Origin of the sequence: Ktedonospora formicarum, assembly GCF_016587355.1 — a bacterium.
Lineage (GTDB): Bacteria > Chloroflexota > Ktedonobacteria > Ktedonobacterales > Ktedonobacteraceae > Ktedonobacter > Ktedonobacter formicarum.
On sequence record NZ_BNJF01000002.1, the window covers coordinates 971732 to 994561 of the forward strand.

Annotated in this window: 18 protein-coding genes; 9 read left to right on the forward strand and 9 right to left on the reverse strand. The window is 49.1% G+C overall.

Going from position 1 to position 22830, the window contains the following annotated elements:
* The first annotated feature begins 233 nt into the window (after positions 1 to 233).
* Complete coding sequence (locus K3T82_RS23025; protein ID WP_220195897.1) at positions 234 to 944, forward strand: SDR family NAD(P)-dependent oxidoreductase; 711 nt, start codon at positions 234 to 236, stop codon at positions 942 to 944.
* A 2-nt stretch (positions 945 to 946) separates the two neighbouring features.
* Entirely contained in the window at positions 947 to 2059 is a 1113-nt protein-coding gene (locus tag K3T82_RS23030; RefSeq protein WP_220195898.1) for an S-adenosylmethionine:tRNA ribosyltransferase-isomerase, read from the forward strand.
* Between the two features lie 55 nt (positions 2060 to 2114).
* Here the strand turns inward: K3T82_RS23030 and K3T82_RS23035 are convergent, their stop codons facing one another.
* The 4 genes from K3T82_RS23035 to K3T82_RS23050 form a co-directional block, all read right to left on the reverse strand.
* Positions 2115 to 2804, reverse strand: a complete 690-nt coding sequence (locus K3T82_RS23035) for a type II toxin-antitoxin system HicB family antitoxin (RefSeq protein ID WP_220195899.1) — start codon at positions 2802 to 2804, stop codon at positions 2115 to 2117.
* Between the two features lie 200 nt (positions 2805 to 3004).
* Positions 3005 to 3736, reverse strand: a complete 732-nt coding sequence (locus K3T82_RS23040) for a carbohydrate ABC transporter permease (protein WP_420799337.1) — start codon at positions 3734 to 3736, stop codon at positions 3005 to 3007.
* Positions 3737 to 3839: 103 nt separating this feature from the next.
* A complete protein-coding gene (locus K3T82_RS23045) occupies positions 3840 to 4796 on the reverse strand; it encodes a carbohydrate ABC transporter permease (RefSeq protein WP_220195901.1) in 957 nt (318 codons plus the stop codon).
* Positions 4793 to 6172 carry an ABC transporter substrate-binding protein gene (locus K3T82_RS23050; RefSeq protein ID WP_220195902.1) on the reverse strand — a complete coding sequence of 460 codons (1380 nt, stop codon included), beginning with the start codon at positions 6170 to 6172 and terminating at the stop codon, positions 4793 to 4795. Before K3T82_RS23050 ends, K3T82_RS23045 begins: the two co-directional genes overlap by 4 nt.
* Before the next feature lie 742 nt (positions 6173 to 6914).
* On the opposite strand from K3T82_RS23050, the gene K3T82_RS23055 reads away from it, so the two are divergent.
* The 5 genes from K3T82_RS23055 (at position 6915) to K3T82_RS23075 (ending at position 14475) form a co-directional block, all read left to right on the forward strand.
* Positions 6915 to 7931: a LacI family DNA-binding transcriptional regulator gene (locus tag K3T82_RS23055; protein ID WP_220195903.1), complete on the forward strand. Its 1017-nt coding sequence runs from the start codon at positions 6915 to 6917 to the stop codon at positions 7929 to 7931.
* 81 nt (positions 7932 to 8012) lie between these two features.
* Entirely contained in the window at positions 8013 to 9425 is a 1413-nt protein-coding gene (locus K3T82_RS23060; protein WP_220195904.1) for an L-fucose/L-arabinose isomerase family protein, read from the forward strand.
* A gap of 46 nt (positions 9426 to 9471) precedes the next feature.
* The gene (locus K3T82_RS23065) at positions 9472 to 10983 is read left to right on the forward strand and encodes an FGGY-family carbohydrate kinase (protein ID WP_220195905.1); all 1512 of its coding nucleotides are present in this window, start codon (positions 9472 to 9474) and stop codon (positions 10981 to 10983) included.
* Positions 10984 to 11146: 163 nt separating this feature from the next.
* Positions 11147 to 12307: a glycoside hydrolase family 172 protein gene (locus tag K3T82_RS23070; RefSeq protein WP_220195906.1), complete on the forward strand. Its 1161-nt coding sequence runs from the start codon at positions 11147 to 11149 to the stop codon at positions 12305 to 12307.
* Positions 12308 to 12726: 419 nt separating this feature from the next.
* The gene (locus K3T82_RS23075; RefSeq protein WP_220195907.1) at positions 12727 to 14475 is read left to right on the forward strand and encodes a peptide ABC transporter substrate-binding protein; all 1749 of its coding nucleotides are present in this window, start codon (positions 12727 to 12729) and stop codon (positions 14473 to 14475) included.
* Positions 14476 to 14539: 64 nt separating this feature from the next.
* Here the strand turns inward: K3T82_RS23075 and K3T82_RS23080 are convergent, their stop codons facing one another.
* The 4 genes from K3T82_RS23080 to K3T82_RS23095 form a co-directional block, all read right to left on the reverse strand.
* The gene (locus tag K3T82_RS23080) at positions 14540 to 15457 is read right to left on the reverse strand and encodes a class I SAM-dependent methyltransferase (protein WP_220195908.1); all 918 of its coding nucleotides are present in this window, start codon (positions 15455 to 15457) and stop codon (positions 14540 to 14542) included.
* Between the two features lie 265 nt (positions 15458 to 15722).
* Entirely contained in the window at positions 15723 to 18167 is a 2445-nt protein-coding gene (locus K3T82_RS23085; protein ID WP_220195909.1) for a sensor histidine kinase, read from the reverse strand.
* Positions 18168 to 18378: 211 nt separating this feature from the next.
* The gene (locus K3T82_RS23090) at positions 18379 to 19266 is read right to left on the reverse strand and encodes a cyclase family protein (protein WP_220195910.1); all 888 of its coding nucleotides are present in this window, start codon (positions 19264 to 19266) and stop codon (positions 18379 to 18381) included.
* A gap of 141 nt (positions 19267 to 19407) precedes the next feature.
* On the reverse strand, positions 19408 to 20274 hold the full coding sequence (locus tag K3T82_RS23095) for a GNAT family N-acetyltransferase (protein WP_220195911.1): 867 nt from the start codon (positions 20272 to 20274) through the stop codon (positions 19408 to 19410).
* A gap of 471 nt (positions 20275 to 20745) precedes the next feature.
* Between K3T82_RS23095 and K3T82_RS23100 the strand changes: the two genes are divergently transcribed.
* Positions 20746 to 21279 carry a hypothetical protein gene (locus tag K3T82_RS23100; RefSeq protein ID WP_220195912.1) on the forward strand — a complete coding sequence of 178 codons (534 nt, stop codon included), beginning with the start codon at positions 20746 to 20748 and terminating at the stop codon, positions 21277 to 21279.
* Here the strand turns inward: K3T82_RS23100 and K3T82_RS23105 are convergent.
* Entirely contained in the window at positions 21237 to 21782 is a 546-nt protein-coding gene (locus K3T82_RS23105; protein ID WP_220195913.1) for a hypothetical protein, read from the reverse strand. The genes K3T82_RS23100 and K3T82_RS23105 overlap by 43 nt on opposite strands.
* A gap of 147 nt (positions 21783 to 21929) precedes the next feature.
* Between K3T82_RS23105 and K3T82_RS23110 the strand changes: the two genes are divergently transcribed.
* Positions 21930 to 22703: a class I SAM-dependent methyltransferase gene (locus tag K3T82_RS23110; protein ID WP_220195914.1), complete on the forward strand. Its 774-nt coding sequence runs from the start codon at positions 21930 to 21932 to the stop codon at positions 22701 to 22703.
* Positions 22704 to 22830: the final 127 nt, after the last annotated feature.

Here is a 22830-nt window from a genome sequence, read left to right on the forward strand (position 1 = left end):
ATGCAGGACATAAGCCTTCCGAACGCCATCATAAATGTTCAGAGATAAGCACCTGCTCCTTACACACTTTCTTCTTTATTATTGTGGGTAACATAAAAGCTGTCCCTTTGGACAGCCTATACTGTCCTCTCGCACAATGTCTCTCCATGCTCGATTTGATAAAGTCTTTCTTAAAGAAGTAGCAGAGAGATAACAATGCCAGATTTGGCTACTGTGCGAAAGGATTAGATACTATGCCTACAACACAAGCACGTACCGCAGTGATTACTGGAGCCTCGCGTGGGTTGGGTCTCGCGTTGGCGCGCCACCTCGCTCGCGAAGGCTGGAACCTCATCATCGATGCCCGCGGTGCTGATGCCCTGGAAGAGGCGCGGGCTGAACTTGTTTGTGCTGGCATTGGTCACGTCGTTGCCCTGGCGGGTGACGTGACCAATGCCAGTCATCGTCAGGCCATCGAAAGCGCCGTACAGGAATTTGGGTCGCTTGATCTTCTGGTCAACAATGCTAGTATCCTTGGCCCCAGTCCACAGCCATTTCTACTCGCCTATCCACTAGAAACGCTTGAGCAGGTGTATCGTACCAACGTCATTGCGCCCCTTGCGCTAACTCAGGCGCTACAGCAATACCTTCAACCTGGAGCGGTTGTCATTAACATTACCAGCGACGCAGGCGTTGAAGCCTATGAAGGTTGGGGGGGCTATGGCTCAAGCAAGGCCGCGCTTGAACAACTCTCACATATCCTGGCAGCGGAGAACTCACAGTTACGAGTTTACTGGGTCGATCCCGGCGATATGCGTACCCAGATGCATCAAGAAGCCTTCCCTGGCGAAGACATTAGTGACCGTCCATTGCCAGAAGAGAGTGTCCCCGGTCTGCTCAAATTGATTGAAGGGATTTATCCTAGTGGACGCTATCAGGCTCAGGCCTTATTAAAGGAAGTGTAGCGATGACGCAATCACAAATCCTTACCTGCCCATTACACAATACAACTCAGCCTATCCCCAGTAGCCTGGACTTTGAGTTGCCTGTTGAGCTAGAGGCCACAATGCCGCCTGAAGCGCGTGGGCTAGCTCGCGATGACGTTCGCTTAATGGTCTCGTATCGCTCCGATAACCATGTCGTACATGGCAGTTTCCGCGATATCGAGAACGCGCTGCTGCCCGGCGATATGCTGGTCATCAATACCAGTGGTACGATGAATGCTGCTCTGAAGACCACGCGTGTGGATGGCACTCCGCTTGAACTGCATCTCTCAACTCGTCTACCAGCGGGATTGTGGATCGTCGAAGTTCGCCAACCACATGGAAAGAGCACGCGCCCTTTCTTCGATCTTAAAGCAGGAGAGTCTTTACGCTTGCCACAGGGAGCTTCTCTTAATATATTGACCCCTTATCGCGACGATGCTGGCGGTCGCGTTCAGCAAAAGTCACGCCTCTGGATCGCGACTCTGGATCTCGCTCAATCTCTTCAGCCCTACCTTGATTTGAATGGCTTTCCCATTCGCTATAGCTATGTACAGGAGGAATGGCCCCTTCACTACTATCAAACTGTCTATGTGACGGAGAAAGGGAGCGCCGAGATGCCTTCGGCAGGTCGGGCCTTTACCTCTGAACTTCTGACACGCCTGGTCGCGCGCGGAGTTCAGATTGTGCCGCTGCTCCTACATACAGGTGTATCCAGTCTAGAGGAGCATGAGCCACCATATGAGGAGTTTTATCGTGTGCCAGTCGAGACGGCCCGGAGTGTCAATGCTGCTCGTCAGACCGGAAAGCGCATTATTGCCGTTGGAACTACAGTCGTGCGCGCCCTGGAAACAGTGACGGATGGAGATGGCGTAACGCATCCAGGCGAGGGCTGGACGCGTCTGGTTATCACGCCTGGCCGAGGCATTCACGCGGTCAATGCTCTGCTGACAGGCCTACATGAGCCGCGTGCCTCACATCTGCTTATGCTTGAAGCATTGGCGGGTAGTGAGCATCTTCAGGTCACCTATCGCGAAGCCCTGAGTCAGCGTTACCTCTGGCATGAGTTTGGTGATTTGCATTTGATGCTCCCATGAGTGAGGGTGCGTATTCTGGATTACTTGCAGGGCTGGGCAATATCTACCAGCCCTGTTATTTTACAGATGATACCCGTTGCGTAATATCCTGCATCCAGGGATAATGCTCACGCAAGTGCTCTGTCATGCGGCGGAAGGTCTTTGCCATAGTCCACTCACCGCCTCCTTGTATATAAATATGCGAGCGTTGTTCTTCTGTGAATCCGCACAAGAGCCTCTCATAGTTTGCCCCATTCTCCAGGAATGTGTGGACGAGAACGGTGTCAGCTACATCTGGCGTAGTGGGTGGTTCCTTCTCATTTAGACACATCACGTAGTAAGCTTCACATTCAATCAGATGGCGTAAGTGTTCTGAGAGCGACCATTCGCCTGGACCGGGAGATTTACTTCTCAAGTCTGGTGCAACACTCTCATAGAGTTTGACAAGCTGTGTGCGTGCGGTATTCGCCACCTGAAATACCTTTTCAATTTCCTCGTCCGTTGGTGCGGGCAAGTCGGACTCAAAGCGCGGTCCAACATTCTTAGCCTGAATGCGCTCTCGGACCACCACTTTGATGTCTTCGATATCCCCTTGCGGGAGGGGGAGGTCATGCTGTTTGAGCCAGAGTAAATATTCCGCAATAGCGGCTGGTGCCTTTTGTAGCGCCTCCTCATAAGTTGGGGCAGTTGTTAGACATCCCGGCAACTCTCGAAAAAGGACCATACTTTCACTTTTCCATTCCTCGACTAGCGCGTAGTATTCCATCTTTGTGCCTCCTTGCTTCTTTTCAAACAATGTTCATGGTAGCGTGTGCAAGATATTTCTCGATTGCCAATATCTTGCATTGGTAGAACAATTGTATCATCATCTGGTTGCATTTTGATCAAGATTAAAGATAATGAGATGCGTAATTATGGTGAGGAAAGGGGCGAACATCTTCATCGCCCCTTTGATGCTTCGTTGGTTTATTTCAAGCCAGAGGATTTGATGGATTCTACAAGTTGACGCTGGAAGACAAAGAAGAGAATGATGGTTGGTAGTGCCGCGACTGTTGATGCGGCCATAATGTAGTTCCAGGTGGCGGAATACTGTGATTGGAAGTTTGCGATACCGATTTGTACCATCCATAGGCTAGAATCAGTCGTGATGGTCAAGGGCCAGAGAAAACTATTCCAGTTTGTCAGAAAGAAGAAGACTGCCAGTGCGGCCATAATTGGGCGGCTGAGGGGTAAAATCAAATGCCAGTAGGTTTGCCAGTAGCTACAGCCATCGAGGATGGCGGCCTCTGAAAGCTCATTTGGAATACCTATATAGAATTGTCGCAGCAGGAAAATGCCAAAGGCATTAAACAATGCTGGAATGATTAAGCCCGCATATGAATTAAGCATGCCCAGGCTCTTAATCAGAATGAAGAGCGGCACCAGGATGACTGGTAATGAGACGAGAAAGGTTGAGAAGATCGCCAGGAAGATAACCTCGCGGCCTGGAAACTTGAGTTTTGCTAGCGCATAGGCTGCCATTGAGTGGAAGAGAAGCGCAACAACTGTGACCACTCCTGCGACAATGAAGCTATTGAGCATATAGCTTAGAAAGGGGACCTGTGTAAAGACATACGTGAAGTTGTCCAGTGTCGGCGCTGAGGGAATGAGATTATTATTGTTGACTTCTGTAGGCCCTTTAAAGGAGCTAGAGAGCATCCATAGTAACGGGAAGACCGTCAGAATGGCGATCACTGCTGTGATGACGAAGGTAATGGTTTTGCGCGAGTAGCGCTTGAAAGTTCTGACACTTGGAGAGCGATTAATCTGACTCAAAGCGACCTCCCTTTGTGAGTGCGAACATAATCAGAGTAGCGATCAGCAAAATTCCGACCAGGAAAGATGCCATTGCGGCGGCATACCCATAATGTCCAAACTGAAATGCCTGTTGATAAATGTAGAAGATGCCCAGTGAGGTCGACTGAGCAGGGCCCCCTTTGGTCATGACATAAATGAGGTCAAAGCCTTGCGCTCCAGAGACAGAAGAAACTATGGAGACGAGCAACACAAAGAAACTGGTAGGTTTGAGCAGCGGCCAGGTCACATTCCAGAAGGCATTCCAGCCGCCAGCACCATCGATTTCAGCCGCCTCGTAATATTCGCGAGGAATATCTTGCAAGCCTGCTACAAAGATGATCATGTAATAGCCCATTCCAAACCAGACATTTACAAGAATGACTGTCCACAGGGCCACATTCGGATCACCAAGCCATGAAGGAGTAGGAAGATGCAGAAATTGGAGAAGCTGATTGACAATGCCTACCTGATCCGTCAGCATGAAGCGCCAGACGAATCCTACCACAACCAGGCTTATTACATAAGGCATAAAGAGCATGCTACGTAACACGCCAATCAGAGGGATTTTCTGCCGTACAAGTAGAGCTAGGGCTAGACTCACAATGAAGAGGAGCGGTGTAAGCACAAAGACATAGAGTAAAGTTGTGCGTAGGCTTGCAAGAAACTGCTCATCGCTAAACATCTGGGTATAGTTTCCCAGCCCAGCAAAGGCGAAGTTGCCAAATCCATCTGACTCGAAGAAGCCCAGCCCAAGCGAGAACAGCATCGGAACCGCTAGAAAGATTGTGAGCCCGAGTACATCAGGAAGTAAGAAGAGATACGCGGCGAAAGCTTCTCGCTGGCGTCTAGAGAGGCCCTTTGCGGGCCTCCCCTGCTGCGCGGAACTATCGCCTGCGTGCTTTGCAAGCGAGCCAGCACTCATACGATAGATCCTCCTTTATAGCTGCCGAGGAAGGTATCGATAGCCTTTGAGGCTTTCTCGGCCTCCTGGCGTGGGTCTGCGCCATTCAGCATACATGCCTGGATTGCGTCCGAGATGGGTTTATAGATTTCAGGTGGGAAGCGAGGCTCGGCGCGACCACCAGGGAAGATCTCTTCTTTAAAGGTCTTTAGCGCACCCTCAGCGAAGGCATTGTCCTTTGTAGCCTGATCCATTACCGATTTGCGTGGGCCAACATCCGATTTTGCCTTTGATATCCAGTCCACGCCTCGCTGGATGGAATCTGGCTGCATAGAGGCGAGTGCCCAGGCACAGAAGCGAGCGGCCTCGTCTGGGTTCTTACCCTTGGCATTCGCCACAAAGGCCCAGCCACCAAGCACCGTCTTATATGTTCCACCAGTGGGTATGGGGAGCTTGAAGACGCCGTACTTAAACTTGGGTGCGTTATTTTTCAAATCGGAGACGCCCCAGATACCAGCGTTCTGGATCGCACAGCGTCCGGCAGCCAGGTTGGCTACTGTATCGCCACCACCACCAACAACTGTACGCGGTGTAATGCCACGCTTTACCGCGTCCTGCCAGAACTGAAGGGCCTGGATTGTGGCTGGAGAGTTGAAGGTACTCTTCTTTCCACCGGCATCGACGACTTCGCCGCCGCCTTGCCACATGAAGGGATACCATGTGAAGTTCTGATAATATCCAGGTGTGGGCTCAAAGATAATACCTGAGCGCTTGTTTGTTTTAAGCTTATCGCCGATCTCAAGGAGTTCATCCCAGGTTTTAGGAACGTCGTTCTCGTTCAGTCCAGCTTGCTCAAAGGCTTCGATGCTGTAGTAGAAAGCCATTGGCTCGACTTCCATTGGAACGGCATAGATCTTACCGTCAATTGTGCGTGTGCTCATGACATCTGGGTAAAGATCGCTTTGGGCATTTTTATCAATGTGCAGTGTGAGGTCTTGGAGCACGCCACCATTGTAGTAGCGCAGGAAGTCGCCAGGGCTGATGATGAAGATATCGGGTCCTTGTCCAGAGGCGAACGCCGTTTGTAGCTTAGAGCCGCTGATATAGTCTGTGTTCGGGATATATTCCAGCTTGATCTGGGCTTTCTCAGACTTATTCCAATTGTTCACCAGATCTACAAACCATTGGCTCTGTGATTTGACTGTTCCATTAGGTCCGTAGAATTGCCAGAAGCTCATAGGTCCAGAGGACGTGCTGCCGCCACAGCTACTCATCAATGCTGCAATGCTGGTTGTGCCAAGAGCAGCCATACCACCGTAGCCTGCGCGCTTCAAGAAACCACGACGTGATATTGAAGTATCTGTCAGCTCGCTCAACAAAGGACGATCAATGTCCATGTACTTACCTATACCTTTCTCTTGCGGCTCTTTCCGCAAAGTACCCCAAGACGTAACAGATGTGACCCTTGAGAGAGGCTTGCCATATAACCTCTAGGTCCTCTGCTGGTGAAGAAATAAGCACTGCACCATTACAGTGTGCCAGAAAACATTTTCATGACATGTTTTAGCATCAGGTAAAAGCTGTGAAAATGTTTTCATAAATACATTTACAAAGATGATAATAATCACCTCTGCCATCTTTGTCAAGGCTTGTTCGTCTGATTTACTGAGAATCAAGTGGAATTAATTGCAGGTATTTATCGCATTAAGGCCTAAATTAGGCGCGTAATGTGCATATTTCTGACTTGACAGCTAGGCGAGTACGTGATTATACTCTGAATTGTTGAAACAATTAGCCGCTGACATGTGAAATCCTTTTCACATCAGATTTTAATAACTTGAACATAGTGGGTTTAAATCTGAAAAGGATTTCACAAGGCATCCAGATTGCCTTCATGAGCTGCAAATCTTGCGATTGATGTGCTATACCTGTATGATAGCAATCAGGATGACAACGGTTTGCGCCGCAAGGTCTTATGCGAAAACCAACCCTCATGCGAGGGCATTCAGGTTTTCGTACAAGGAGTAAGTGAACCTGTCGCGGGTAATTGAATTATGCCTTCCGAAAAACCTGAGCGCGTTCGCGCCTGCCGAATTTCTGAGTAATGGGTGGTTTTCAAGAGGGTAGAGGGAACGTTCCATGAGCACAATTCAAGATGTAGCTAAATATGCAGGTGTTTCAATATCAACAGTTTCACGTGTTTTAAACGGAACCGCACGTGTCAATCCGGATGTGATGGTTCGCGTGCGCACTGCGATTGAGGCACTTAATTATCAGCCCAGTCGAGCGGCTCGGGCTTTGCGCTCAAACCAATCGTCGATCATTGGACTATTGATTACGGATATTCAGAACCCTTTCTTCACTGCATTGGTGCGAGGGGTTGAGGATGTCGCGCAGCGCAATGGCTACAGCCTGATTCTCTGCAACTCCGACGAAAATCCACTCAAGGAGCAGCAATATATCGAGGTTCTGTGCTCACAGCGCGTAGCGGGAGCTATTGTGGTTCCTACACGTGAGCAGGCTCATTCGCTGCAACCGTTTCGCGAGTTAGGTATTCCAGCTCTGGCGGTTGATAGGCGGGTAAAAGATCCTGATATCGATACTGTTGTGGTGGACAACCAGCGAGGAGCTTATGAAGCGGTCAAACATCTCTGCGCGAATGGCTACCAACGCATAGGAGTGGTTACGGGTCCTCAGACGACGACTACTGGACGTGAACGTTTGCTCGGATATCGCCGGGCGTTGATCGAATCTGGAATCACGCCGGATCCCCAGTTAGAGCGTCAAGGGCCGTTCAAAATGGCGGCTGGTCAACAATTCGCGGGTGAGTTGTTAGACCTTGATGAGCCAGTGGACGCTCTCTTTGTTGCCAATAATCTGTTGACCATAGGTGCGCTGGAGGCTATCAGTATGCGCAATATGCGTATACCCGAGGATATCGCGATTGTCGCTTTTGACGATATTCCCTGGGCCGCCCTGGGTTCCGTCTCATTAACAACGGTCACACAGCCAGTCTATGAACTGGGAAGCACTGCCGCTTTACGCCTGTTCCAGCGTATGCAAAAAGGGGCTTCATTTACGAGGCAGGAGATCGTTCTCTCTCCAACGCTTCATGTGCGAAATTCATCGCAGCCACGGCAACCTCTTCTGGCTTGATTCGTGCTTCTTTTGATGCACGTCAGGACGAGTTGGCTCAAGGGTGAGGCCAGGCAATTTGTAATGGAAAGGTAACTCGTGATGACAAAGATTGGTATTTTAACATTTTCTGATGGAAGACCGTTTGTGGCGCAAGAGGTCGAAGCTTTCAACCAGGGCTATCAAGATCGCATTAAGCAGCGTCTGGAGAAGGATGGTTATCAGGTTATCGCTGGAGAGTCGATTATTTGCACGAACGAAGATGCTGTGCGTGAGGGCAAACGCCTGACGGCTCTGGGCTGTGATTGCACAATATTTAATTTCGCTGTTTGGGCTTTCCCTCATTTACCCGCCCTGGCTTCGCGCTTTACTCCCGGACCTTTGCTCCTTTTCAGCAACATTGACCCTCAGTATCCCGGTCTGGTTGGCATGCTGGCGAGTGCAGGTGGTCTGAGTCAGGCCGGAACTAAGTATTCACGCGCGTATGGCAATATTGAGGACGAAGAGACCTACGAGAAAGTTCGCTCGTTTGTACGGGCTGCTGGAGCCGTTTCAGCCTTACGCGGTCAGACCTTTGGCTTGATTGGTGGACGTCCGATGGGTATGTATACAACTACCTCTGATCCTGCAACGTGGCTGAAGGTATTTGGTGTAGATGTTGAGCATGTAGACCAGGGTGAGATTATTCGCCTCGCCTCTGAGGTTCCTCAGAAGCAAGTTGACGCCGCATTTGCCTGGTTGGAAGAGAATATTGGGCACATTCACTACGATGGCAAACAGCTTACTCCCGACAAATTAAAAACTCAGGTCCGCGCGACCTATGCTATGAAGCAGATCATTGAGGAGTATCGCCTCGATTTCTCTGGCATCAAGGCCCAGCCCGAATTAACAAATCACTTCTGTACAATGGATGTGACGGAAGCTTTCTTGAATGATCCTTATGACTGGGATGGTCCGCATGAGCCACACGTCTGCTCGACTGAAGCTGACATGGATGCTGCACTTACTATGCAAATTTTCAAGCATCTTTCCCATACTCCTGCTCTTTTTGCTGATGTACGCCATTATCACGCTGACCTGGGGATCTGGGATCTAGTAAACTCTGGCGAGCATGCAACCTATTTCGCTGGTCGCTCCTTCGATCCCAAAGACAACCTGCCCCATGTTCACTTCTATCCTGAGAGCTTCTACTTTCCGGCTGGTGGTGCAAGCGTTCATCATCTTGCGCACCCTGGCAACGCGACGTTCGCGCGCCTTACACGCCTGGATGGCAAATACTCAATGGCGATCCTGCGCGGCGAGTTTGTGCAGTATGATGAGGCGAAGAACATGGATCTCATGAAGCAGACTGATTTGGCCTGGCCTCATGCCTTCACACGCTTCGACTGCTCTGCCGAAGAGTTCATCGCTAACTATACCAGCAACCATATTCATGCCGCTTATGGCGATTGGGTCAATGAACTGCGCCAGGTCGCTGACTTGCTTGGTATTGAGGCTCGCGTCTACGGCGAATAGTTGGTAGTCATTTGCCTTTTTGAAAGACTAAAAGGATGTGCTTGCTATGCGTGAAGAGCTAGTTTTAGGTATTGATGCTGGCACAAGCAGTTTGCGTGCGGGTTTGTTCGATCTCGCGGGTAGTCCACTGGGTTTTTATGACCAGGGCTACCAGACGCATTATCCACAACCAGGCCAGGCTGAGCAGCAGCCCTTGGACTGGTGGCAGGCGCTGGTCGCTGCTGTACGTGGTTGTCTGCAAAAGAGTGGCGTTAATCCTGCGCACGTGATTGGTCTGGCGATTGACGCCCCTTGTGATATTCTGCTGACGGATGGTGAGGGGAATCCCCTGAGCCCAAGCTTGATGTGGATGGACCTACGAGCAACCGATGAGGCGCGGGAGCTTACCGAGACCCATGATCCTGTATTGCGTTATTGTGGAGGAGAAGTGCCAGCCGAATGGCCTATACCCAAAGCCTTATGGCTCAAGCGCCATCGGCCTGAGTTGTGGGGGCAGGCAACATACCTTATCGAACAGATGAGCTGGCTGACATGGCGTTTGACAGGCGAGCAAGTAGCCCCACTCAATAGCGCGGCAGCCAAGTGGCATTATCGTACCCATGAGCAGGATGGTTGGCCCGTAAGTCTATTGCGAGCGGTGGGCTTGGAATCTATGCGCGATAAGCTCTTTACGCGAGTTTTGCCCATGGGCGCAAAGGCGGGCGAGCTAACGGAACAGGCTGCGGCAGAACTTGGCCTGCGTCCAGGTGTCGCGGTCTCGATGAGTGGCATTGACGCCCATGCAGGCATGATCGGTATGAATGTGCTGGCTCCTGGAACTCTGGCTCTGATTACAGGTACTTCAACCTGTCAACTTGTTCAATCTACTATACCCATTGTGGACCCTGGACTCTGGGGCCCCTTTGAGAATGCTGTGGTCGCGAACGAGTGGACCATCGAGGCGGGGCAGGCGAGTACAGGCGGGACGGTTCGTTGGCTCCTCGACACTTTGGGAGGAGCCTTGTCTCAGGGCGCTGACCGTTACTCAGTTGCTGAAGAGCAGGCTGCGCAAGTGACTCCCGGCTCTGATGGGCTGGTCCTGCTGGATTATTGGCAAGGGAGCCGCACTCCTATCAAAGACCCCCAGGCACGCGGTACGATCTGGGGTTTGACACCCGCCCATGGACTAGGACACCTCCTGCGAGCTGTGTATGAAGGAACTGCCTATGGCAATCGCCTCATTCTGGAGAAACTGGCGGAGCTAGGTGTTGAGACACAACGCATTGTTGCATGTGGCGGTGGTACGCGAAGCGCCCTGTGGTTACAAATTCTGGCCGATGTCGCTGGTGTTCCTATTATGTTGACGACCGAGCCTGATGCGGTAACTCTGGGAAGCGCCATCTGTGCCGCGGTAGGGGCGGGGGCTTTTAGCGATATTCGCTTGGCGGCTCACACTATGGTCCATCCAGGCAAGACGGTTGCCCCCAACGTTTCAACGCGCGCAACGTACGACAGAGGGTATGCGCTCTATAAAGAGACCTATGCTGCGCTTCGCCCACTCTTCCAACGCGTCCATTAAGCAGGGAATGGAGTGGAGCATACCCCTTTTGTGCTCTCTTGCCTCGCTACTCTAAGTGGTATATCAGAGTATCCTGAAGATGTATTGTTGTTGTTCTACAGGACTTCTGCTCTCTGAGATCTGTTGATTTGCATTTTCTTTCTGATAGAAAGGATTGTCAAGCATGGCGAACTATGAATTTAACGGTCTAGGTATGGGTTTGGGGAATCTCTCACGGCTCTCAAATGCGAAGACGCGTTCGATAAACGCTGAAAATTTTAAGGGCGAAAAGGGCAAAGCTGGGATGGCGACTGAGGGGACAGGGGCTGGCCCTGCCCGCGAACTTGGTCAGGGCTGGAAGGTCTCGCCATCTATCGTGATTGCTCCAAAGAGTACCGTCACCCTGGCCGATATCGAGGGGCCAGGGGCGATCCAACACATGTGGATGACCACTTTCTCTCCCCATTTCCGCAGCCTGATATTACGCGCCTATTGGGATCATGAAGAGAATGCCTCAATTGAGACTCCATATGGAGATTTTTTTGCCAATGGTTGGTGTGAGCCATGCCAGGTCAATTCTATGCCTATTGCGGTCAACCCATCTGGTGGCATGAACTCTTATTGGGAGATGCCTTTCCGCAAGAGTGCTCTTATCACGCTTGAGAATCTGAGCGATAAAGAAGTGGTGCTCTACTACCAGATAACCTACGCTCTGACAGAGATCCCAGAAGATGCGGCTTATTTTCATGCGCAATGGCGTCGAAGCAACCCCGTGGCGTATAAAGATGTGCATACACTGGTGGATAACATTCAAGGGAAGGGCCATTATGTTGGCACCTATCTCGCCTGGCAGGCCAACAATTCAGGCTGGTGGGGTGAAGGTGAGATGAAGTTTTATCTGGATGGTGATAGCGAATATCCTACAATCTGTGGAACCGGTACTGAGGACTACTTTGGCGGCGCCTGGTGTTTCCTGAGGCCGCGCGAGGACTTTGTGGAATTTGATGGTGGAAATCTAAAGCGCTCCATTTTTATATCCAACGTCAATGCTAAAGAGATGGAATATGGTCCCTATTCAACTCCTTTTCTAGGTATGCCACAGGTCATCAAGCCTGACGGCGTATATTATAGCCAGCAGCGCTTTGGCCTCTATCGCTGGCATATCATGGACCCGATTCGCTTTGAAGAGAATCTGAGCGTCACCATTCAAGCGTTGGGCTGGCGCAGTGGCGGACGTTACTTGCCATTGCAAGATGATATTGCATCTGTGGCTTTCTGGTATCAAACCGAGCCTCATGTCGCCCATCCTCCCATGCCAGATATCGATGCTCTAGAGGTTATCTAAGCTATTATCAAGTTGTGAAGGACGCCACGGAAGGAGACATGTTTCTCCTTCTGTGGCGTCTTTTCATTAATTCATCAGATACGCAACGCTTTCTTTTGATAAACCCAGCCAATTGTAGAAACACGCCATATAAAGATGAGAGATTACCAAAAAAGATAACGTATATATATTATGCTGTTAGTAATCATAAAAGTCACCTGAACGGATAGTAAGCATACGGTGAGGGTAATAGCATTTTTATTGTCACCATTGGATTTCCCTGAAAGCGAAGTTATAAGCGAGTTCTAGGGAGAATAAGATAATTCCGTGCATTGGTGCAGGTGATCCATTCATCTTGACAACCATTTGATAAGACTACTTTATGTTATTAACACTCGGTAGAATCTGGTACTGTCTTAAGTACAAGGAGATCAATATCTATGCAGGCTAGCAGAAAGCGCGTCGCTCTTCTCTTGCCATTGCTGCTCGGATTGATTGCCATGCTCGTTGTAGCGTGTGGCGGTTCTCAGAGCAATGGCAACACAGGGAGTAAGCTTCCAGATGACAAACAGGTTTATGTCATCCCCCTTAGCGGTCTTTCGGATGTTGCGACGCTCGACCCAGGGCTTTCGACGGATGCACCCTCGATCAATGCTCTTAATTTGATGTTCACAGGTCTGGTACAGCTCGACGATAACCTCAAGGTCTATGGCGAACTTGCCAAGTCCTGGGAAAATTCATCCGATGGGCTGACCTGGACCTTCCACCTCCGCGAGGGCCTTAAGTTCAGCGATGGCAACCCCATCACTTCTGAGGATGTTATCTACAGCATTGACCGCGCTCTCAAACCAGAGCTCAAGTCAACTGTTGCGCCATCCTACCTCAGCTTGATTAAGGATTCGGATAAGCGCTTCTCAGGCAAGGTGAAAACCCTTATCAATGATAGCCTCTACGCTCCCGATCCAACGACTGTCAAGATTATTACTACCTCGAAGGCGCAGTACTTCCTTCAGTCTCTTACCTACACGACTTCATATGTTGTGGAGAAGAGCTTTGTTGAGAAGTATGGCGATGTCGAATTCCTCAAGCATCTCAATGAGGGTGGCTGCTCTGGTCCCTTCATTCTGGATAAGCATATCTCTGGCAAGCAGGTCAGTTTTGTGCCTAACAGCAACTACTGGGGTAACAAGCCACAGCTGAAGAAACTGGTCTACGCCTTCTACAAAGATCCACAGACAGCTTACAAAGCCTACCAGACCAACCAGGTCGACCAGGCTGGCGTCCCAACCGCGAACCTGGATAGCGCTCGCGCTCTGCCGAACAAGCAGTATCGCCAGGTTCCTCAGTTGACCATTGACTACTTCGCGTTGAACTATCTGGCGAAACCTTTCGACAATATCAAGATTCGTCAGGCTTTCGCGCTTGCTGTTGACAAAGATATCATTGAGCAGCGCATCCAGAAGGGCGCGCGTCTCGCGACCAATCATATTATTCCTAAGGGTATGCCTGGTTACAACGAGAATCTGACCGCCCCCGCTGGAGTGACTTCAACCAAGGGTGATAAGGCCAAGGCCAAGGAACTCTTTGCTGCCGGTATGAAGGAGGCTGGTTATACCCTCTCCAACTTCCCCGCCATTACCGTGACAGTTGCGTCAGGTGGCTCGCAGAGCGCTAAGAACCTCTTCCAGTTCGCTCAGTCAGAGTGGAAAGAGACTCTGGGCGTGAATGTAAGCATCAATGACGAGGACTTCAACAAGCGCCTCGATGATGTTTCGGGTACAGTTGGTAACGGCAAGCTCCAGATGTGGTTCGCGGCCTGGGGTGCGGACTATCCCGATCCTGAGGACTGGACGACCTTGCTCTTTGGCGCTGGCTCGCCGAACAATTCGACGAACTACGGCATGGGCAATTCCGAAACCGTCGCGACCCAGAAGGATATGCAGAAGCTCATGTTGCAGGCTGATGTGAATCAGAATGCCACCGAGCGCATCGCTCAGTACAACAAGATTGAGCAGCAGATGATAAACGACGTGGCCTGGATTCCTATCGACCAGCGTGCGACCAGCTATGTCCTCAAGCCCTGTGTTCAGGGTGTCGTGGATAACGCTCAGAGTCTCATTCCTCCTGGCGACTGGGCCAATGTCTACAAGTCCAGCAATGGTGCTTGCGGTAACTCAAGCGGCTTCTAATTAATCTCCCGCATATAACACGTGTGCCCTCCATAGTTATTACTATGGAGGGCACTTTTTGATATCAAACTACTTTCTGCCCGTATGTGACATAGACCTCATATGAGGTTTGTCGCCTGTTCCATTCATCTGACAATTGACTGATAATTTGTTCAAATGCGGATTTGGGGACCTGCAAATGCTCCTCGCATAAGGGCTGTAAACTCGGCCATCCTGAGAGCATATCACGGGCTAGCAGATCGCCGAGTCGTCCACCCCAGGCTCCAACTGGAATATTGATGACCTGCTGGTTAACGTTTATCATACCTGCCTGTTGTAGGGGTAGATCTAAATGAGAGACTATTGCCATGTCAATGCCTCTCATCTGGCTCAAACGCGCGAACCAATTCATGAATTGCTGGGTGGCTGGACCTTCATTTTTAAAGCCATCTCCCATTTCTACTAATTCTACCCACCCTCCTACTTTGGTTACACGAATGAGTTCTTGTATTACCCAGGGCCACTTGAGTGAAGGAATGGCAGCGACCAGCAGACGCTGATGGACGTAGTCCATACTTCTGTCGTTGAAAGGCAATCTCTGCAGAATGTTTCCTTGCACAAATTGGTAATTAGTTGGTTTGGAGTTCATATGAGTGCTGTCTTCTAGGTCCAAACCTATAATCTGAGCTTGAGGATATAGCGCTGCAATCTCGCTTCCCCAGCGACCTGTGCCACATCCGACATCCAGAATGTGCCCATGTTGGATGTCGGCGGGGAGTGGCGCGGCAATATTTCCATGCAGCGCCTGACGTAGAATGTAATGCTGATAATCCAGGCGTTGGATTTCCTGATCATCTTTCGGTAGAAGATAAGGGACATCTATTCGTCGCCTGCGTCCAGCACTATCTAGATAGGCTGGTTTCGAGGATACTCCCGATGGTTGCGCTTTGACTTGAGAAGCATGGTTCCCAAATAAGCGTGCAAGAGACTGAAATATAGACATTAATGCCTCCATGCGAACAATATGAAGCTAGAGAATGTGTTCTCTGATTCTGTTTCCTGTGGGCAGAGAAGCTAGCATGTGTGGCTTCCTGGCTGTTTGCTCTATCATGGCTTCTATCATACCTTACTAAACAGCTCGTTTACTAGTATATGCTTGTAATATGTGAGGTTCTCTCAGGAAGGCATATATTTGCACCTTTGCCCTTAAGGGTAGATTTTTCTCTCTTTATTATGGATTTGAGTGAAATGGTTTTAGAGCAAGCCATTCATTTTGTAGTAAGCAGTGGGAGTAGAAACCAGAAGTTTGATCCTTTGCCAGGTTCGCTATATAGGCCGACCTGACCACCATGTTGCTCGATGATGGTTTGGCATATGTGCAGCCCTAGCCCTAACCCTATACCATGCCCATAGAGAACCTGCACATTTTTTGCCCTGTAAAAGCGCTCCCAGATATGCTCCTGGTCTTCTAGTGTCAGGCCTGGCCCACGATCCTGGACAGAGACACGTGCGCATGAATTCTCAATGGAAACCGTAACATCAATCGGTTCATTGGCGGGCGAGTACTTTATCGCGTTTGTCAAATAGTTGTTGACAACCTGCCCCAGACGGTCTGTGTCACCATCGACCAATATCCCCTCTTCAGGTATGTGTATTCGAATGAGGCGATCCTCCGCAATTCGTTGTTGGTCTTGTACGACCTCCCGCACAATCTGGCTTAGATTGTACTGTTGAATGTGAAGATTTAACTTACCTGAGCGAATACGTGCGACATCCAGTAAGTCACTGACCAGGCGATTTTGGGTACTTATTTGGTGTTCTGAGCGTTCAAGGTACTGATGAATTTTGTCGATTCTGGCAGAGAGGTCTTTATTATCCAAAGTCCGCTCAGATGAGAGGGCATTTAGCTTCTTCTTCGCCAGTTGGATATTACCCTTAATTGCAGTGAGTGGCCCTCTTAATTCATGGCTGGCGATACTTAGAAACTCATTGAAGCGCTGGTTTGTCTCCTGCAATGCTAATGTGTGAGCTCTGGTTTCTGCCTGTTCTTTTAGAAGGCGCTCCCGCTCGATTATCAGCCCGGTCAGTTTAGCGACCGCCTTCGCCAGGACGCTCTCGGCTTCTGTAAATGCAAATTCTTCTTGCTTATATATGAGAGCTAGAATACCCTGTAGCTTATTACCTAGAAACATAGGGGCTTCTACAAGCTCTTGTGAGTTTGGGCTATTGCCATCTATTTGAGATGATATTTTATGAGTCACGACCTCATTGTTGTTTAGATGAGATGAGTCGGATAAATAGGTTTGTGTTATTGTTTCCCACCAAATTTCCCTGTATGGTGACGTTGTATCATTGCAAGCATACAGTTGGAGATCTGTTGTTTCCGGCCTGAAGACGAGTATTCCCACCAGATTGCACTGTAATGCGGCGCATATAAGTTGTGTTAGCTGCTCAATTGTAAGTCTGGTTTGTGATGCCTGGTCATTCGTGCTCGTCTTGAAGAATTCGCTTACATTCCCTGGTAGCCAGGCTAGCGATTCGGCTAAGGCGATAAGTGCGTCCAATGTTTCATGTGTGCGTTTTGTGAGTAGAAATTGTTCGGTGATGTCTCGACAGACGAGTACTCCTCCACTAATCTGGTTTTGATTATCGTAAATGGGCATGCCAGAGATGCTGAGAAATCTTTTCTGTTTCTGCTGATTCTCTGTTTTAAGATAAGCTATATTATCTCCCGTAAGTTTTTCGCCGCGTAAGACCCGTTTAATAGGCCACTGGTCTACTGATAGAAGTTCGTCAGTTTCGGTTGTGAAGATGGGTAGTCCGTATTTATGTGCGAAGGCATCTGTGAATGCCTTGGAGGTAAAGTCTGGAGGTACGAGACTGTGCGCTGCGGCGTTCATTTGCATATGTCCTTCCAGGTCACAGACAAAGATTCCATCACCTATGGAATCGAAGATAGCCTCCAACTCATGAACACGCATATCCACCTCTATCCGTACCTGCTGCTCTTTGAGAGCCAGTTCTGTCTGTATACGCCCTGCCTCGCGAAGTTGCATTGTAAGTTCTTCACGTTCGATGTACGAAACGAGGAAGCGGGCTACAATTTGCATAAGCTCCATCTTCTCGGGTTCTTTTGATAGGGGGCGTGGTTTCGGATCGATGGAACATAATGTTCCGAATACGCGACCGTTGCTATAGAGCAGTGGAACGCCAATGTATGATCCGATGTCCATCTTGTCAGTTGTTGGTAAATGCTGATAGCTGGGATCATGCCTGGCATCTTCGATGAGAAGTGGCTGCTTGGTGTGTAGAATGGTCTGACAATAGGTCGTGTCTATTGGCCCTAAAGGCTTTCCCGATAGCGATGGTTCATTCGCTATTACTATAGATATGATACGTTTGTCAATATTTTGATTACGCGACTGGAGAGATTTTCCAAGTTCGTTTGTTTCAATTTTGGCGAGATAAAGCGTCTGGCAATTCAGGACGTGTCCAATAGTATCGAGGGCAGCACTTATTGCTTCCTGAGCACTGCCAAAGCTTTGCGCGGTGATTTGTGCTGCTTCATGTAGCATGCGTGCGCTTTCAACTTTTTCGGGCTGCTCTGATGCTGATGAGGTATTTGAGGATGACTCTTCTACTGAGGTAGGGAGCTGAATGGCTGACTGCTGTTTATTCGATTGATTATTAGACGTTGATCGTTGTTTCTCCATAACGGAGTCCATTTTCTCCCAACAACGTCCCTGAAGAGTTTACATTTCCTGATTATTTAGTTCATACAAGTACTATTATAGCATCTATAAGATGTTTTGGATTTACTCTTCCATAAAATAAGTGATAAAAAATGCTTTAGGGGTTATACAAGTATTTCAAATACTTGTATAACCCCTGGCCTTTGTCCCTACAATGTTAAGAGATGGCTCATTAGTAAATCTTCGCTAATGCGCGGACGGGGAAGGTGCCTGCGCCTTTGAATTTAGGCGGGAGGGCGCTAAAGGTAAAGCCTTCGTTTGGAAGCTGACCCATATTGCACATGTGCTCCACAATTAGCACTTCCGAACCAAGTAGCGTTGTATGAACTGGTCGCTCGCCGGTCCTGGTGTCATCAATATTTACCGAGTCGATACCAACTAGCTTGACACCACATTCTACTAGATAGTGGGCTGCGTCTTCTGTCAGGTGTGGATGGTGCTCGAAATAGCGATCAGCTTGCCAGTAGGCATCCCAACCTGTGTGTACTAGTACGGCGCGTCCACGTAATTCCTTATCGCGAAAAAAACTAGTGTCAATTGCTAGCGTCTCGTTATGGTCCACGCGCACAACGATGCCTTCCAGGTCTGTGAGACGCTCCACACCTATTTCTGATAGGTCCTTGCCGTGCTCGTAACGATGAAATGGGCAATCAAGATAGGTGCCGGTATTGGTGACCATTTCGATCTTGCCAATCTGAAACTGTGTTCCTTCGGCGTATTGCTTCTTCGATTCCTCCCTACTGAGATAATCGCAGATGATGGGAGCAGGTAGCCCCTTATATGTGATGAGCCCATTCTCGATAATGTGACTCAGGTCGATCAGTTTCTGAGTCTCTTGCCGGGCATCTATAGGAATGCGTTTATGTTTCTCCTCAATGATCAGCTTATTAAGGATGCTCACTTTGCCAACCATTAATAAGCGCATATCTTCGATGATATAGTCGGCTAATTCCTGGTCCGTGATGTCATTACCTGTGATATCCAATCGAAAACCCTGCCCCTGTATCCCGCCACTATTTGTAAACTCGATCTCAAAGTCGAACTGTACTCTCTTCTGCATAATGTCCTTTCCTTGATCCTTTTCCGCATGAGAAGCTTCCATAGTATGGATAAGTATATCCCATTGCAAGTCACCAATCCGTAAAGCACGATACCACTCGGACGTCCGAGTGGTATCGTGCTTTACGGAGATATATTGCTGTTAGAGTGGGATATTGTGGTAGCTATACACGCGTGCCTGCTGGAAGCCGCAGGATTGGTAGAGCGTGAGCGCGTTACTATTTTCAGTTTCGACGTCGAGGGCGATCTTCTGCCAGCCCTCAGCCAGCAGCATCTCGACCATGTGTGTGAGCACCTGACGACCATAACCACGCTTACGATATGCTGGGAGAATACCGAAGGTGGTGATGTCTGCGCTTTGCTCATCTTCTTGTACCGCGCTGATGACGCCAATTATATTGTCATGGTGTCTGACAAAGAAGAAGCGTCGCCCAGGTTTGAGAATCGCTTGCTGAATCCAGGGGCCGAAGTCGTTCGGATCATCGCCAAAGGCTTGAGCGCTAATATCAGTGACGAGGGACGCTTCGGAGGGCTCAGCCTGACGTAAGCTTAGTGCATTATCTTTTGTGGTGGGTTGTCCGTTAAGTGGTAATTGCAGCTCCATATGATACTCGGAGAAGCAATACTCAGCGTCAAAGTGCCTGGCGAACTCTTCACCGCCGGGAAGCGCGTTTGAGCACATGAGCGTCAATCCTTGCTTGTTCTGGGACTGGCTGTAGGCTTTCAGTGCCTTGAGTAGTTCACTGCCTATGCCCTGGCGGCGATATGAGGGATGGACACTTCCAATAGTCTCTATTGTATCCATGCTGAAGATAAAGGCGACTCCGACAAGCACCGCGTCTCGATAATAGAGTAGACCGTTGCCAGGGCCGTCGTTGAGCGTTTCCAGGTTGATAGGGATGCCCTGACCGTCATGTTGCTCGCAGATAGATAGCAGGTCGCGTACACTGGCGTGGTCTGCCTTGGTAATCTCTTCTTTGATGATAGTGTGTGGTTCGACTTGTGACATATATTTAACCTCGCGTGCAAAGGCGCATACTGTCCTTATGCCGTTAATATAAAGTGTTATTAATAGAAGTAATGGTGATGAGGGGCGCATCAGAAGGTCTCAAGAAGGCAAAGGTCTGGTTTAATAGGTAATTGGTGTATGAAAGATTGCTTTGCACTGATGAGATTGTTTGCGAGGTGGTGTGGGTAGTAAAATGTTATCGAAAATCAGGTAACTAATAACAGGGTTTGTACACAGGAAGACCTCTCATGTTTAGAGAGTGATCTGTAAACCCCTCGCGGTAGGGATGCGCTGCCACTTTAACTTTGTTGTTGTTTGCATGAATCGGCCTCCTCTCATTCATAAGAACGTGGTTATAGACAGACTGAGTATACCATATGCCTATAAATAGCACAACTCAGTGTTAAGAACTACGTATATGTGTTGAGAGAAGAAATTACGCTTTTATTGAGAGAATGAAGGAAATTATAAATGCAATATGAAGATCCTAGAGACGCTCGAAGAGCGGCGCGCGATGCGCAAAGGGCCTCCCAGCGTTACTCACGAGACATGTGGCGAGCACAGCAACGTTATCGTCGTGGTAGGTCATGGGGTGGACTCACCGTAGTTTTCTTTATCTTCTTCGGTATTTTTATGTTTTCACATAGTTGGACCTGGATCGTGGCGGGCTTTATTGTGCTCGCGATCTTTTCAGGTGTCATGAGGCGTTCGAGTCAGAACTGGTGGGGCTCACAACAGTCCTATTATCAGCCGCCACAGAATCAGCAGCAGACTCCTTATAGAGCCTCTCAGGAGGCAGAGCAGCCCTACTATCAGCCCTATGAGGGACCTAAGGATGTAGAGCAGCCCTATCAGCCTTATGAGCAGGGCTATCAGCCAACACCCAGTAAGAGCTATACAGAGGGAGGCTCACAGCGTCAGTACTCGTCCGTGGAATACCAGGAGCAGGAGTATGAGGGCCCTCAAACTGAATATCCTGAACAAATGCCGCCGATGAAGCAATAAGACCATGGCTGCTGCTGCATCTCTTTGATGTCCTGGTGGTCAACCTCTCGGTCAAGCATGGTTTTGTAGCGTATGAGTTCGGCTCTTGGCATGACATCGACTTTAACCCCATAAAGTTCGAGCTCAACGGAGTGCGTAAAGTCAATATTCTGTGATTCCCAGCGCTGGTCAATGCGGTTGTAGAAGCGTGGATTGGTGCTGGTATCGCCGATCTCTATATAAATGTTCTGGTAGTCAAGTGCCAGGTAGACAAGGTCCCAGGAGTCACTACGATGTGGTAATGCCTGGCGTATAATATATGGCTGTAGCTCTGCGAGCGCTACCCGAACTTTCTCAGTGTCTAGAGGTGCGTATATATCTATGTCTACCAGAGGCCGTGTCGCTCCATATTCTTTCGCCGCTAATCCCCCTACAATCTGGTACGGCACTTTATGCTGCTTAAGAATGCCTGTTATCCATTTAAGTGCCTGTCCGATCTTCTTTGGATCATTTGTTATTTCCAAATTGATTTTCCTCCTTCAATATATCTTAATGCTATTTTAACATGGAAAATCATCATAAGCATGATAACCTGGAAGCACTTGCAACCGTAGAAACTCTATGGCAATGAATCGACGTATTAGCATGATATAGTTGAAAGGCGTTTAATATTGTCTTCTTACCTCTTTAAAGATACTGAACTTGCGCGTCAACGATTACAGATACTCGCAGAGGTCTTCGCACTATCCACTTGCCACTTTCTTCAGAGTATTCAGAGTAAACCCCATTCTGTATTAGACCTGGGCTGTGGTCCTGGCTATACAACACATCTACTCGCGGAGCAGTTATCAGCCAACCATGTGTTTGGGCTGGATATCTCAGAATCCTTTATCGCGTATGCGCAACAAACTTCTACCAAGCGTGTCTCTTTTGCATGCCATGATATTACCTCTGTACCCTTTCCTGTCGCCAAGGTTGATCTTGTCTATTGCCGAATGCTTCTGACGCATCTCACAGAGGTGCCCGAAGTGATTGCGCGCTGGGCGACTCAATTGCGCTCTGGTGGTTTGCTGTGCCTGGAGGAAGTCGAGTGGATCGATGTGAGACAGCCAACCTTAAAGCGCTACCTACAGATTGTGGAGGAGATGCTTCGGCAACAGGCAAATCAGCTTTATATTGGCGTGTTCCTTGAGTCAATGCCTGTGCCTCCTACTTTGAAATGTCATAGCAGTGGACTCTATCATCACTCGGTTACCACAAGAGATGCCGCGCGTATGTTTCTACCAAACCTGCGCACGTGGCGCGATAATTCCTATGTACGGTCGCATTATTCACTTGACGATATTAACCAGTTGGACCAGGAATTAAGTGTTCTTGCCGAAGGACCAGATATTATAGGGGAGATAGCATGGGGCATGCGCCAAATAACTTATGAAGCTGCATAAACAATTCCGGGATTGTTCACAACAATATTGATAAAAACAGAATTGTTCACAACCGAGGACTATGCATCGGATGAGTGTGTGATATGGGATACAATATATTTGTTTCCAGATTACATTGTCAGGAGGG

Coding starts and splice junctions, on each gene's coding strand:
- K3T82_RS23045 (WP_220195901.1), bottom strand. CDS start 4,796: ATGAGTGCTGGCTCGCTTGCAAAGCACGCAGGCGATAGTTCCGCGCAG.
- K3T82_RS23055 (WP_220195903.1), top strand. CDS start 6,915: ATGAGCACAATTCAAGATGTAGCTAAATATGCAGGTGTTTCAATATCA.
- K3T82_RS23050 (WP_220195902.1), bottom strand. CDS start 6,172: ATGGACATTGATCGTCCTTTGTTGAGCGAGCTGACAGATACTTCAATA.
- K3T82_RS23035 (WP_220195899.1), bottom strand. CDS start 2,804: ATGGAATACTACGCGCTAGTCGAGGAATGGAAAAGTGAAAGTATGGTC.
- K3T82_RS23085 (WP_220195909.1), bottom strand. CDS start 18,167: ATGGAGAAACAACGATCAACGTCTAATAATCAATCGAATAAACAGCAG.
- K3T82_RS23095 (WP_220195911.1), bottom strand. CDS start 20,274: ATGTCACAAGTCGAACCACACACTATCATCAAAGAAGAGATTACCAAG.
- K3T82_RS23080 (WP_220195908.1), bottom strand. CDS start 15,457: ATGTCTATATTTCAGTCTCTTGCACGCTTATTTGGGAACCATGCTTCT.
- K3T82_RS23040 (WP_420799337.1), bottom strand. CDS start 3,736: ATGCTCTCTAGCTCCTTTAAAGGGCCTACAGAAGTCAACAATAATAAT.
- K3T82_RS23100 (WP_220195912.1), top strand. CDS start 20,746: ATGCAATATGAAGATCCTAGAGACGCTCGAAGAGCGGCGCGCGATGCG.
- K3T82_RS23060 (WP_220195904.1), top strand. CDS start 8,013: ATGACAAAGATTGGTATTTTAACATTTTCTGATGGAAGACCGTTTGTG.
- K3T82_RS23090 (WP_220195910.1), bottom strand. CDS start 19,266: ATGCAGAAGAGAGTACAGTTCGACTTTGAGATCGAGTTTACAAATAGT.
- K3T82_RS23030 (WP_220195898.1), top strand. CDS start 947: ATGACGCAATCACAAATCCTTACCTGCCCATTACACAATACAACTCAG.
- K3T82_RS23070 (WP_220195906.1), top strand. CDS start 11,147: ATGGCGAACTATGAATTTAACGGTCTAGGTATGGGTTTGGGGAATCTC.
- K3T82_RS23025 (WP_220195897.1), top strand. CDS start 234: ATGCCTACAACACAAGCACGTACCGCAGTGATTACTGGAGCCTCGCGT.
- K3T82_RS23065 (WP_220195905.1), top strand. CDS start 9,472: ATGCGTGAAGAGCTAGTTTTAGGTATTGATGCTGGCACAAGCAGTTTG.
- K3T82_RS23075 (WP_220195907.1), top strand. CDS start 12,727: ATGCAGGCTAGCAGAAAGCGCGTCGCTCTTCTCTTGCCATTGCTGCTC.